The sequence below is a fragment of the Lysobacter antibioticus genome, assembly GCF_000731095.1.
GTDB lineage: Bacteria > Pseudomonadota > Gammaproteobacteria > Xanthomonadales > Xanthomonadaceae > Lysobacter > Lysobacter antibioticus_B.
In genome coordinates, this window is sequence record NZ_JMTZ01000049.1 from 1 (window position 1) to 12,459 (window position 12,459).

At 67.8% G+C, this 12,459-nt stretch carries 14 protein-coding genes; 4 read left to right on the top strand and 10 right to left on the bottom strand.

Annotated features, from left to right (window positions below; all coding sequences use genetic code 11):
• Positions 1–174: 174 nt before the first annotated feature.
• The 6 genes from EX88_RS0115085 to EX88_RS26070 all read right to left on the bottom strand — a co-directional run bounded on the left by EX88_RS0115085 (position 175) and on the right by EX88_RS26070 (position 5,632).
• Complete coding sequence (locus tag EX88_RS0115085; protein WP_081931047.1) at positions 175–906, bottom strand: glycoside hydrolase family 25 protein; 732 nt, start codon at positions 904–906, stop codon at positions 175–177.
• 94 nt (positions 907–1,000) lie between these two features.
• Positions 1,001–1,663 carry a hypothetical protein gene (locus EX88_RS0115090; protein ID WP_031372823.1) on the bottom strand — a complete coding sequence of 221 codons (663 nt, stop codon included), beginning with the start codon at positions 1,661–1,663 and terminating at the stop codon, positions 1,001–1,003.
• A gap of 52 nt (positions 1,664–1,715) precedes the next feature.
• Positions 1,716–2,447, bottom strand: a complete 732-nt coding sequence (locus EX88_RS0115095; RefSeq protein WP_031372824.1) for a hypothetical protein — start codon at positions 2,445–2,447, stop codon at positions 1,716–1,718.
• On the bottom strand, positions 2,444–3,421 hold the full coding sequence (locus EX88_RS0115100) for an alpha/beta fold hydrolase (protein ID WP_031372825.1): 978 nt from the start codon (positions 3,419–3,421) through the stop codon (positions 2,444–2,446). Before EX88_RS0115100 ends, EX88_RS0115095 begins: the two co-directional genes overlap by 4 nt.
• Before the next feature lie 10 nt (positions 3,422–3,431).
• Complete coding sequence (locus EX88_RS0115105) at positions 3,432–5,393, bottom strand: M1 family metallopeptidase (RefSeq protein ID WP_031372826.1); 1,962 nt, start codon at positions 5,391–5,393, stop codon at positions 3,432–3,434.
• 35 nt (positions 5,394–5,428) lie between these two features.
• A complete protein-coding gene (locus EX88_RS26070) occupies positions 5,429–5,632 on the bottom strand; it encodes a hypothetical protein (protein ID WP_152566291.1) in 204 nt (67 codons plus the stop codon).
• On the opposite strand from EX88_RS26070, the gene EX88_RS0115115 reads away from it, so the two are divergent.
• Entirely contained in the window at positions 5,631–6,371 is a 741-nt protein-coding gene (locus EX88_RS0115115; protein WP_031372827.1) for an SDR family NAD(P)-dependent oxidoreductase, read from the top strand. The two genes, EX88_RS26070 and EX88_RS0115115, sit on opposite strands and share 2 nt — an antisense overlap.
• 322 nt (positions 6,372–6,693) lie before the next feature.
• Here the strand turns inward: EX88_RS0115115 and ubiE are convergent, their stop codons facing one another.
• Entirely contained in the window at positions 6,694–7,455 is a 762-nt protein-coding gene (gene ubiE, locus EX88_RS0115120; protein WP_031372828.1) for a bifunctional demethylmenaquinone methyltransferase/2-methoxy-6-polyprenyl-1,4-benzoquinol methylase UbiE, read from the bottom strand.
• 165 nt (positions 7,456–7,620) lie between these two features.
• On the opposite strand from ubiE, the gene EX88_RS0115125 reads away from it, so the two are divergent.
• The 3 genes from EX88_RS0115125 to EX88_RS26900 all read left to right on the top strand — a co-directional run bounded on the left by EX88_RS0115125 (position 7,621) and on the right by EX88_RS26900 (position 9,188).
• Entirely contained in the window at positions 7,621–8,088 is a 468-nt protein-coding gene (locus EX88_RS0115125) for a GNAT family N-acetyltransferase (RefSeq protein ID WP_031372829.1), read from the top strand.
• A gap of 90 nt (positions 8,089–8,178) precedes the next feature.
• Positions 8,179–8,634, top strand: a complete 456-nt coding sequence (locus tag EX88_RS0115130; protein ID WP_031372830.1) for a nucleoside deaminase — start codon at positions 8,179–8,181, stop codon at positions 8,632–8,634.
• Positions 8,635–8,717: 83 nt separating this feature from the next.
• Positions 8,718–9,188, top strand: a complete 471-nt coding sequence (locus EX88_RS26900; RefSeq protein ID WP_031372831.1) for a GNAT family N-acetyltransferase — start codon at positions 8,718–8,720, stop codon at positions 9,186–9,188.
• Here EX88_RS26900 and EX88_RS26905 read toward each other — a convergent pair whose 3' ends face one another.
• The 3 genes from EX88_RS26905 to hslU form a co-directional block, all read right to left on the bottom strand.
• The gene (locus EX88_RS26905) at positions 9,189–9,653 is read right to left on the bottom strand and encodes a DUF2269 family protein (protein ID WP_031372832.1); all 465 of its coding nucleotides are present in this window, start codon (positions 9,651–9,653) and stop codon (positions 9,189–9,191) included.
• Between the two features lie 2 nt (positions 9,654–9,655).
• Complete coding sequence (locus EX88_RS0115145) at positions 9,656–10,987, bottom strand: NAD-dependent epimerase/dehydratase family protein (RefSeq protein WP_081931045.1); 1,332 nt, start codon at positions 10,985–10,987, stop codon at positions 9,656–9,658.
• Between the two features lie 110 nt (positions 10,988–11,097).
• Positions 11,098–12,444 carry an ATP-dependent protease ATPase subunit HslU gene (gene hslU / locus EX88_RS0115150; protein WP_051885159.1) on the bottom strand — a complete coding sequence of 449 codons (1,347 nt, stop codon included), beginning with the start codon at positions 12,442–12,444 and terminating at the stop codon, positions 11,098–11,100.
• Positions 12,445–12,459: the final 15 nt, after the last annotated feature.

A 12,459-nucleotide genomic window follows, 5' to 3' on the forward strand; every position in this document is an offset into this window, starting at 1 on the left:
GCGGGCACGGACATTCCGTTCCCCCTGCCTTCCCAAGGCTCGTGTAGGAGCGACGTCAGTCGCGACCCAAGATCGCCGCGCCCCACCAGGGTAGGAGCGGCGCAAGCCGCGACACGCCACCGCAACAACGACGCAACCGCGATGTCGCGATTGCGACTCGCGCCGCTCCTACCCTTAAGGCGGCGGCGCGATGGACTCGCCGCGCCAACGCTCGAACGCGGCCGCATCGCCGGCATACACGTTCAGATCCACCGGCCCGACGATGCCGTCGACACGGGCGCGATTGTGGTACTGCCACAGCGCCCAGGCCGCGCGCGTATCCGGCGCACGCACGATCGAACGCCGCCACAGCGCGCGTGCCGGCAGCGACTCGCGATAGGCCTCGAAGAATTCCGGAGTTACGTACAGCAGCGCCGGTTTCGCATAGGCGCTTTCGACCGCAGCGAGGAAGGCATCGAGCTCGACCCGCATCTCCGCGCCATCGGGGCGCGCGCCGCAGTTGCCGCCGAATTCCAGGTCGACTGCGGGCGGCAGGGCATCGGCCTCGACCGGCACGGCCGCGATGAAGTTGCGGGCCTGCTCGGCGCCGCTGCGGCAAAAGGTGAAGAAATGATAGGCACCGGTCGCGATCCCCGCCGCCCGCGCGCCACGCCAATTCTCGGCGAACAAGCGGTCGCGATGGTCGCCGCCTTCGCTGGCCTTGAGGTAGGCGAAAGCGACATCGTCGCTGGCTACCGCCGCCCAATCGATCGCGGCCTGATGATGCGACACATCGATGCCGCGCAGCGCATAGCGCTCGCGATCGGGCTGCCAGTGCAGGAAACCCCACCATGCCGCTGCGGCAGCCGCAGCGGTGAGCAAAATCAACGCGGCCAGCCAGGCCAGCAGCTTCTTCAAGCGCGTCATGCGCATGGCGGCGATGAGCGCATCGATCCGTTCTTGTCCATCAACTTTTCCATTCGTCTTCCATGTCGATCCCGCTTTGCGAATAGCGCACTGTTCAGTGGTCCGGCTTCGCCGCCAGCGCGATGCCGGTGCGAGTCAGGATCGCATCCAGCGCGCGTTCTTCGCCCATCGCGTAGGTCTGTCCCCGATCGTGCAGATCATCGTCGATAACCACCGCGACCTGGCCGCAGCCGTAGCACAGCAGCACGTCGTAGTGCTTTCCAGCGCTGATGAAGCTGACCGCATGGCGGTACTCCGGGATGCACGCGGCGGCGTAATCGGGCACCTGCCCCAGGGATTCGCGCAAGGCCTTGTGTACTTCCGGCAGGTCCGCCGCCTTCACGGATGTCTGCCCCAGCACGCGATTGTGGTGATAGCAGCGCTCATGCTTGCACCATTCGCGCTCGCTGCGCTGCCACTGTTCGTCTTCGCGCCGGGAGCGTTCGGCTTGTGGCAGCTCTTGCCATGCCGACGGCGACTCCGGCGGTTGCCAGGGCTGCAGCGAATACAGGGTGACATCCTGCGCACGATCCAGCGCCGCCAACGCCCGGGCACGCGGGCTGCCCGACTCGGGCGGACTCAATTCGACCTTGAAATCGTCGTTCGCTACGGTGTCCATCGTGGCCTTATCGCCGAATACGGAGACCGAGGCCAGCAGCGCCAGCGGCAGCAACAGCGCGGCGGCCAGTACGACGGCGATCTTGCGATACGAAACCATGCTCTCGTCCTTGTGAATCACACCGCGACCGACCGGCCGGCCGGCAACGCGCCTACTTCCAGCCCGGCAACTTGTCCTGCTTCAATCCGCCCACGTCGAAGCTCGCCGTGCGGGTGCCGCCGGCCTTGACCGGGAATTCGATGGTCAGTTCCTTCGCCTGGCCGACGCCGCGCCACAGCGCGCGCTCGTCTTCGACGAACATGGCGATGGCTTCGTCGGTCTTGGGGCGGCTGCCGGCCATGACCTTGGTTTTGCCGTCGAAGCCGATCTTGAGCTTGCAGCCGCCATAGCAGTCGAAGTCGCCGACCTGCAGCACGAGGTAGCTGCTGCGGCCCCAGTCGGGGTGGTCGCGGAAGATCAGCTGCACCGGGCGCGGCGTCTTGCCATCGGTCTCGACATTGGCGCGGGCGTAGATCGAGGCCGACAACTGCGTACCGGCCTTGCCCTTCGCGGTCTTCACCGGCGTACTCATGTACGACCACAGCGATTCGACGCGGCGCTGCTCGCGCACTTCCTTGGCCTTGGCCTGCGCTTCTTCGTACAGGGGACGCACGCGGTCGGCGGTCGGCGTGCCCGGGTATTTCGAGGTCACTATCTCGCCGTGGGCCGCGGCCATTTCCCAGTTTTTCTGCCCGTAGGCGCTGTCGAATTCCTTGGCGGCGGTGGCGGCAGCCTGTTCCTGCTGCGCGGCCTTGGCGGCTTCGGCGATCTTCGGGTCGGGCTGTTTGCAGGCGGCCAGCGCGATCGCGGCGGCGAGCAGGATGGTGGCGTTGCGCAGTGTCATCGCGGCGTTCCCTTGGCTATCAGTTGATCCACGGCCTCGGCGACGGCGTCGGGCTGTTCCATCACCGACATGTGGCCGCAACCGTCCAGCAGCACCCGCTGCGCTTGCGGCAGACGCACCGCGAACAGCTCCAGGGCGCTGGCATCGATGACCGCGTCCTGGCGGCACCATAGCAGCAGCGCGGGCTGGCCGATGCGCTCGGCCTCGTCGCCGGGCAGAAAGCGCTCGTCGCCGCGGCCGATCTTGTCGAGCACGGATTGCTCGAACGCCGCCTCGCGCTTGCGCCGCTCGATGTAGATGCCGTCGGCCGGCCACGGAATGACCGGCTTGGCGCGTTCGTCGTAGAACAGGATGTCGAGGTAGTGCTTGAGGCTGGCGGCATCGCTGACCGCGAACGGGTTCTTGCCTTCGAGCACTTCGCGGCCGAACACGTTGTCCTTGAAGCGCACGCCGGCCGAGTTGAACAAGGCTACGCGATCGACGTCCGCGGGATGACGCGCGGCGGTCAATGCGGCAATGCCGCCGCCCATCGAATGGCCGAGCAGCACGACCGGGCTGCCTGGCTTGCGCGCGACCTGCTCGATGAAGCGCGCGACGCGGTCGCTCTGGGCGACGAAACCGTAATCGGCGCCGCGCTTGCGCTCGCTCTCGCCCCAGCCCGGCAGGTCGGGCACGAACACGCGATAGCGGCCGCGCAGCCGCTGCGCCAGCAAGTACCAGTTTTCCTTGCCGCCGGTGAAGCCGTGCACCATGACCACGGTCGGCGCGTTCGCCGGCGCTTCGTCGTTGTAGGCGTAAACCCAGCGGTGATCGTCGACCTGCGCGGCATTGCGGCCCAACCCGGCAACGAGGCGCTGGCGCGCGTAATCGCCGAGCACCACACGATAGGGATCGCGCCACAGCCACCACAGCAACGCGCACAGCAAGACGGCCGCCACCAGGGCGACCGTCTTGAGCAGGCGACGCAGGGTCATGCGCTCGCGCTTACTTGGCCGCGGCCTGCGGCGCGGACTTGGCCTTGGCGATCACCGCCTCGACCGAAGCGGTCGTGATCGGGTGATAGCCGGGCTTGGCCTTGGCGAAAGTGTCCTCGGCCAGCTTCAGGCCTTCCGGCGTTTTCACCAGTTCGCCGTAGGTCGGCATGATCAGCTTGCGGCGGCCGATCTTCTGCAGGAACGCGGCGATGGCCTGGTCGGCCTGGCGATAGCCGCTGCGCACCGTCAACGGATACCAGCGCTGGGCGATCTCGCCGTTCGGGGTGCCGGTGAAGCGATAGGCGGCATCGAGCGCGCTGAGCTGCTCGACCTTGAGCGTTTCCGGCATGCCCTCGATGAAGTGCACCCATTCCTGCGTGCTCCACTTCGCGGTCAGGGCCTTGTCCGGCAGCGTGCCGGCTTCGGTCCAGGCCTTGCGCGCGGCGTCGACCGCGTCGAAGCGCGGCGACTGCGTGGCCGGCGCCGACTTCGGGATGCCCGGGCCGTAGATCCATTCCTCCAGCTCGGCCTCGCTGACCTTGCCCGGATGCTTGGCGAGCAGGTTGGCCTTGGCGTATTCGACGAACTTGGTGGTCGGGATGCTCTGGAACGCGAAGTGGTCGAAGTAGCTGCGCAGGAAGGGATCGAACACCTCGCGGCCGTAACGCTGCTCGAGGAACTGCAGGAACCAGGCGCCCTTGGTGTAGACGGTGGCGCTGCTGGCCTCATCCGGGTCCTTCAACGTACCCGGCTTCAGCGCCAGCGCCTGCAGCTTGGGATCGATGGTCTTGAACTCGGCGGCGAGTTCGTTGCGGCCGATCACGTTCTCCATGTCGGAACGCTCCTTGCCGTACAGCGCCTCGACGATGCGGTTTTCGACGTAGCTGGTGAAGCCTTCGTTGAGCCAGCCGTCCTTGCTGCTGGAGAAGGTCACCAGGTTGCCGGACCAGCTGTGCGCGAGCTCGTGCGCGACCAGCGACACCAGCGACTTGTCGCCGACGATCACGGTCGGGGTGGCGAAGGTCAGGCGCGGATTTTCCATGCCGCCGTACGGGAACGACGGCGGCAGCACCAGGATGTCGTAGCGCTCCCAACGGTAGGGGCCGTACAACTGCTCGGTGGTCTCCATCATCTTTTCGGTGTCGGCGAATTCGGTCGCGGCCTTCTTCACCATCGAAGGCTCGGCCCACACGCCGGCGCGGTTGGAGATCGGCTGGAACACCAGGTCGCCGGCCGCGATCGCGAGCAGGTACGACGGAATCTTCTGCGGCATCTTGAAGCTGTAGTCGCCGTCGCGCGCCGCCTTGGGATCGTTGTCGGCGCTCATCAGCACCATCGCGTCCTTCGGCCCGGTGACGTGGGCGGTGTAGGTGAAGCGCACGCTCGGCGTGTCCTGCAGCGGCACCCACGAACGTGCGTGGATCTGCTGCGACTGGCTGAACATGAAGGGCGTCTTCTTGCCCTCGGTCATCGACGGCTCCAGCCACTGCAGGCCCGAGGCGTTCGGCGAGGTGACGTAGCTGACGCGCACGCGCTTGCTGCGCTCCGGCACCTCGATGGTGAGCTTGCTGCCGAGGGTCTTGTCGGCATCGGCCAGGGCGAACTTGAGATCGACCCACTTGCCGTCGGCGCGCTCGCCGACGACTTTTTCGATCGTCAGGTCGCGGCTGTCGAGGACGAGCTGGTTGGCCTTGGGATCGGCCCAGTCGAGGGTGTAGGTGGCGCTGCCGGTGAGGGTCTTGCTGGCGAAGTCGACCGCGAGCTGCAAGGCCAGATCGTCGATGCGGACCAGGTCGGGCTGGGCGTAGGAATGCTCGTCGCGGTCGGCCGCGGCAGCGGTGTCGTTCACTTTGGCCTCCGGCGTCGCCGCGGGCGGGGTGGAGTCGGCGGCGGGGGTCGCGGCATCGCGCGAGCAGCCGGCGGCGGCGGTCAGGGCCGCGGCAAGGCAAACGGTCAGGATCGAAGAACGCATGAAAGGTCCACGGACGACGGGTCGAGCGCCCGAGTTTAGCGCCTCGCCCGCGGCCCGGCATGGTGCAGCGCGTCGCCGCGCTTGGCGGTTGGCGGTGCCGCGACCGGCCGCAGCGGCGCAACGCTGCTTTCCGCGACCGGGCGCACGCAACGATGCTTCCCATCGCCGCCGTAGGCGCGCGCGGGGCCGCCTGCCACGATCGGCGCCATTCCCTCCCCTTCTTCAAGGAACACCGACATGACGCTTCTCGCAGGCAAAGTAGCCCTGGTCACCGGCGGCAGCCGCGGCATCGGCGCAGCCATCGCACGCCGCCTCGCCGCCGACGGCGCCGACGTGGTGCTGACCTATGCGCGCGCCGCCGAGCAGGCCCAGGCGGTCGTCGCCGACATCCAAGCCGGCGGCCGGCGCGCCCTGGCCATCGCCGCTGACAGCGCCGACCCGCAGGCGGTGACCGCCGCGGTCGAGCGCACGGTCGCCGAATTCGGCCGTCTCGACATCGTCGTCAACAACGCCGGCGTGTTCGCCTACGGCCCGTTCGAGGACGAGAGCGCCGAATCCTACGAGCGGGTCATGGCGATCCACGTGCGTGCGCCGTTCGTGGCCGCGCAGGCCGCCTCCAAACACCTGCCGCGCGGCGGCCGCATCATCACCATCGGCAGTTGCCTGGGCGAACGCGTCGGCGCGCCGAACATGACCCTGTACTCGATGAGCAAGGCCGCGGTGATCGGCTTGAGCAAGGGCCTGGCGCAGGACCTCGGCGCGCGCGGCATCACCGTCAACGTGGTCCAGCCGGGCCCGGTCGACACCGACATGAACCCGGCCGACGGCGAAGGCGCCGACGCGCAGCGCGCCGGCCTGCCGCTCGGCGAATACGGCCGCCCCGAAGATGTCGCCGCGACCGTCGCTCACCTGGCCGGCCCCGGCGGCAACTTCATCACCGGCACGGCGATTTCGGTGGATGGCGGGTTTTCGGCTTGAGGTTGGATAGAGGCTCGAGGTTCCGGCCATCCTCCGGACGACGGTGAGCCTCGTTTCCAAGCAGCTACACCGAAGACTTCAGAGCGCCGTTGCGGTGTAGCCCTGGGTCCCCGCCTGCGCGGGGACGACGGTTGGTGGGTTGCGCCTCGCCCTGCAGGTAGGTTGCGCCGTGCCCTGTCAGCCGTCATCTCCGCGAAGGCGGAGATCCAGAGACTTCAGCGCCATGCATCGATAAACCCCCGCGAAAGCGGAAGCGCCAATAAAAACGCCGGGAGTTTCGTCCCGGCGTTTTTCGTTACTCACGCTGCGCCGAGCGCTCGCCTCAGACCTTGTAGCCGGTATGAATGGCGCAGATGCCGGCGCTGAGGTTCTTGTAGTCGACACGGGCGAAGCCGGCTTCGACCATCATTTTCTTGAGCTCGTCCTGCGGCGGGTGCTTGCGGATGCTCTCGGCCAGATAGCGGTAGCTCTCGCTGTCGTTGGCGAACAGCTTGCCGAGTTTCGGCAGCACGTTGAACGAATGGAAGTCGTAGATCGGCTTGAACCAGTCGGCCTTCACTTCCGAAAACTCGAGCACGCGCGCCTGGCCGCCGACCTTGAGCACGCGCAGCATCTCGCGCAATGCCGCGTCCTTGTCGGTCACGTTGCGCAGGCCGAAGGCGATGGTGACCAGGTCGAAGCTCGCATCCGGGAACGGCAGCGACTCGGCATTGCACTGCACATACTCGAAACCGGAGATGCGGCCCTGGTCGGTCATGCGGTCGCGGCCGACCCGCAGCATCTCGCGGTTGATGTCGCCGAGCACGATGGTGCCGCTGTCGCCGACGCGGTCGCGCAGCAATGCGGCGATGTCGCCGGTGCCGCCGGCCAGGTCGAGCACGCGGTCGCCGCGGCGGACCTGCGCGGTCGCGGTGAAATAGCGCTTCCAGACCCGATGGATGCCCAGGCTCATCAGGTCGTTCATCAGGTCGTAGCTGCCGGCGACCGAGGAAAACACTTCGCCGACCAGCTTGCGCTTCTCGCCCTTGGGGACGTCGCGGAAACCGAAGTGGGTGGTGTCGGGCTTGGGGGTCTGTTCGCTCATGCCGGGATTATCGCACGCCCGCCGGCCGGGCTCGGTTGCGGAACCGGCCTGCACGGTCGCGTCGGCCCGGCCCGCCAAAGGCCCGGCAAGGCTTCCGCTCGGGCCTGAGACGAACGACCAGCCCGCCCCGCCCCACGCCCCACCGGGCTCTGCCAGAATCCGGCCATGAACACCCTGAGCTGGCATGCCAAACCCTTCCGCGAGCTGAGCGCCGACGAGCTCTACGAGCTGCTGCGCCTGCGCTCGGAGGTGTTCGTGGTCGAGCAGAACTGCGTCTATCTCGATCCCGACGGCAAGGATCGCGATCCGGACGCAATCCACCTGTTCGGCCGCTTGGCCGACGGCACGCTCGCCGCCTACCTGCGCATCCTGCCGGCCGGGCTGAGCTATCCGCAGGTCAGCTTCGGCCGCGTTCTCACCGCACCCGCGCACCGCGGGCAGGGCCATGGCGGGCCGATGATCGAGGCCGCGCTGATCGAAATCGAACGGCGCTGGCCCGGGGCCGACGTGCAGATCGGCGCGCAGGCGCATCTGCAGGGCTATTACGGCCGCTACGGATTCGAGCCCTCCTCCGAGCCCTATGTCGAAGACGGCATCCCGCACATCGATCTGCTGCGGCGCGGGCGGGACTGAGCGCTCCGCGCGCAGGGCGAATCGAAGGCAGCGGGCTCGACCGCGCCGCGCCGCCGCGCCAGACTGGGCGCCATCGAACCGGAGCCTTTCATGATCGCCACGCCCGACTACCGCGCCCTGCTCAAGACCGCCGTCGCCGAAGCCCGCCAGGGCCTGGCCGAAGGCGGCATCCCGATAGGCGCGGCGCTTTACCACAACGACGGCCGCCTGCTCGGCTGCGGCCACAACCGTCGCATCCAGGAAAACGACCCTTCCGTGCACGGCGAGACCGACGCTTTCCGCAAGGCCGGCCGCCAACGCCGTTACCGCGACACCATCATGGTCACCACCCTGGCGCCGTGCTGGTACTGCAGCGGCCTGGTGCGCCAGTTCAACATCGGCACCGTCGTGGTCGGCGAGTCGGTGAACTTCAGCGGCGGCGTCGATTGGCTGCGCGAGAACGGCGTCAACGTGATCGACCTGGCCGACCCGGAATGCATCGAGATGCTCGGCGGCTACATCGCCGCAAACCCGGACGTGTGGAACGAAGACATCGGCGAGGACTGAGTCGCGCGCAGCGTGTGCGGCCGTTCGCGTTGCCGCACACGGCCCCGTGCAAGCCCGCGGCGACGGGTGCAGAATCCTTCGCAATGCGCCTACCGCCGACCGACGCCAGCATCCGTCCTTACCTGCTGAGCGATTGGCCGCGCCTGTGCGCAATCCACGACCGCGCGCGCCTGGACGAACTGCGGCTCAGCGCCGATGTCGCCGCCTTTCGCAGCCTGGCGCGCACCGCGCACAGCGAGGGCCTGTTCGACGGCCGTCTCGACGTTGCCTCGATCGACACCGTCGTGCAGGGCTTCGTCGCCTACAAACGCAATTCCTTGAATTGGCTGTACGTGCACCCGGACTGCTACGGCCGCGGCGTCGGCCGCCGCTTGTTGCGGCACGCGCTGGCCGATGCCGGGCCGGTGGTGACCACGCTGGCGCTGGCCGGCAACGAACCGGCCCTGCAGTTGTACCGCTCGGAAGGTTTCGTCGAGATCGAACGCCGCCCCGGCTGGCTCGCCGGCAGCGAACAGTTCCCTACCGTGGGCGTGCTGCTCGAATTGCGCCGCTGATCAAACCGGTTTCATCACCATCAGCCAGAAGATCGCCATGACGCTGAGGAAGGCCGGCCAGCCGAGCCAGAACCACCAGCGCATGGTGCGCCGATAGGCCGCCGACAGGGGCGCGCCGAGCGCCGCGGCTTCGGCCGCCAGACGCCGTGCCCGCGCCTGCAGCCACAGCACCGGCAACCAGCAGGCGCCGACCACGAAGAACAACAGCAACGCGGTCTTGAGCCAGAACACCGAGAACGGGATGCCGAGCCGCCAGGTCAGCCATAGGCCGCTGACGAACTGCACGATCACCGCCGGCGCGGTGAAGCAGGCATCGGCGATCACCACCGTGCGCGCGGTCTCGGCGATCACCTTGGGGTCGCCGCGCCGATGCGCGATCCAGAAGAAAAACGCGATGCCCAGGCCGGTGCCGAACAACAGGGTCGACGACAGGATGTGAATCCACTTCACCCACAGATAATCCATGCTTATCTCCTATCCGCCAGCACCCAGGCCACCGCGAGCGCCGGCAACACGAGCAGATTCTTCGCCAGCCCGCCGAGCGGGTCCAGCCATTGCGCCGGCAGCAGCACGCCGAACGCGAGCGTGTAGGCGAGCACGCTGAGTCCCATCAGCCCGAGCACCGGACGCGGGCGCCAATCGATCAGCAACAGCAAGGCGAGCACCGCGTCCAGCGAGGCGGTCGCGCGTGCCAACAGCACCGGTTGCCAGGCCTGCATCGGCGAGCCCGCGGCCAGCGCTTCGATCGTCGCCGCCGGGGTCAGCCATCCGGCCAACGCCGAAATCAGCCACAAGGCGACGATGGCGATGCGCAGGGTCGGCGCGAGGAAATACAGCTGCGCCTGCCAACGGTCCTGGACCTGGCTCGGCGTCGCCGCAAGCGCCGTCTGCAGATCGCGCGGCACGTGGCCGAACTCGGCCTGCAGGCGCGCGGGCGCATCGGGGCCGGTGACGTTGCCGCGCCGGAGCATGCGCCACATGGTTTCGCCGACCGGGCCGCGGCCGAGCCGCTCGCCGACCCCGACCTGCAGCGACACCAGCGCTTCCGGCACCGCGATCGCGGCCTCGCCGTCGATGCGCAGCCAGCGCCGCCAGGTCGCCTGGTACTCGCGCAGCGTCATCGACTGCGGCGCGCCGACTTCGAAGATGCCGCGCTGCTCGCCTGCGGTGGCGAGCGCGGCGATGGTGCCGAGGTCTTCGGCCGACACCGGCTGGATCGCCCAGCGTCCGTCGCCGGGCAACAGATGCCAGCCCGGAAACGCCGCCAGCGCGCGCAGCAACGAAGTGCCGCCGTAGGAGCCGGACGCGGCGTAGACGATCGACGGCCGCAGCACTACCGCACACAGCGGCAGGGCGAGCAAGGCCTCGTCGAAGCGGTGCTTGGAGGCAATGAAGGCGCCGTCCTCGGGCTCGCCGAGGGCGGAGATCTGTACGAAGCGGGCGACACCGGCGGACACGCAGGCCTGGGCGAGCGCGAGCGGCCCATCGACGTGGATGGCCTGGAAGGTTTGGACGCCGGTCTCGCGCAGGATGCCGGCAACGTTGATCACCGCATCGACCCCGCGCAAGGTGTCGCGCCAGGCTTCGGGTGTGGTCATCCGGGCCAAGTCGGCCTCGCGCTCGTCGGCGCGCAGCGCGCGGTCGCTCGCACGCACACCACGCACCACCCGCCATCCGCGCTGGCGCAGCGAGGCGATGATGTAGCCGGCGAGAAACCCGTTGGCGCCGAGCACCAGGGCGGTGCCTGGGTTAACGGCGCGCGATGCCTCGGTCCCTGATGCGGGTGCGATGTCGTCCATGGGGCGACACGTTAGCAGAGCGTGCGGGGCGACGAAGGGGCTGGATCGCGACGCGTCCGTCGGCCCTCACCCCACCCCCTCTCCCGTTAACGGGAGAGGGGCTAAGAGCTTCAGAGAATGTAACGGCTCAGATCCGGGTCCTGCACCAACTCGCCCAGGTGCTGATCGACGTAGGCGCGGTCGATGCTCACCGCCTGGCCGTCGCGATCCGGCGCCTCGAAGCTCAGGGTATCGAGCAAGCGTTCGAGCACGGTATGCAGACGACGCGCGCCGATGTTTTCCTGGCGTTCGTTGACCTGCGCGGCGATCTCGGCCAGGCGATCCACCGCATCGGCGGTGAACTGCAGCTCCACGCCTTCGGTCTTGAGCAGTTCGATGTACTGCGTGGTCAGCGAGGCCTTGGGTTCGGTGAGGATGCGGACGAAATCGTCCTTACTCAGCGCGCCGAGTTCGACCCGGATCGGGAAGCGGCCCTGCAGCTCCGGAATCAGGTCGCTCGGCTTGGCCAGATGGAACGCGCCCGAGGCGATGAACAGGATGTGGTCGGTCTTGACCGAGCCGTACTTGGTGCTCACCGTCGAACCCTCGACCAGCGGCAGCAGGTCGCGCTGCACGCCTTCGCGGCTGACGTCGCCGCCACTCATGCCGGCTTCGCTGCGCTTGGCGACCTTGTCGATCTCGTCGATGAAGACGATGCCGTGCTGTTCGCAGGCTTCGATCGCGGCGGCGCGCACATCGTCTTCGTTGACCAGCTTGGCCGCTTCCTCTTCGATCAACTGCGGACGCGCGGCCTTGATCGTCAGATGCTTCTTGTGGGTCTTGCCGCCGGACACCTGCGAGAACATCTGCCGCAGCTGCTGGCCCATTTCTTCCATGCCCGGGGGCGCCATGATGTCGACACCCACGTTGACCGCGGTTTCGATCTCGATCTCGCGCTCGTCGAGTTCGCCGGCACGCAGTTGCTTGCGCAACTTGGCGCGGGTATCGCTGTCGGGCGAGCTGGTGTCCTGCGCCGGCGTTTCCGAACCGAAACCGAAACCGCCCGGCACGCGCTTGGGCAGCAGCGCATCGAGGATGCGGTCTTCGGCGCGGTCTTCGGCCTGAGTGCGCACGCGCACCTTGGCTTGTTCGCGGTACAGCTTGACCGCGGTGTCGGCGAGGTCGCGAACGATCTGCTCGACGTCCTTGCCGACATAGCCGACCTCGGTGAAGCGGGTGGCCTCGACCTTGACGAACGGCGCGTTCGCGAGCGTCGCCAGACGGCGCGCGATCTCGGTCTTGCCGACGCCGGTGGGGCCGATCATGAGGATGTTCTTGGGCATGACCTCATTGCGCAGATCGTCGTTGAGCTGCATGCGGCGCCAACGATTGCGCAACGCGATCGCGACCGCGCGCTTGGCTGCGTGCTGACCGATGATGTGACGGTCGAGCTCCTGCACGATTTCGCGCGGCGTCATGGTGGCGTGACTGTT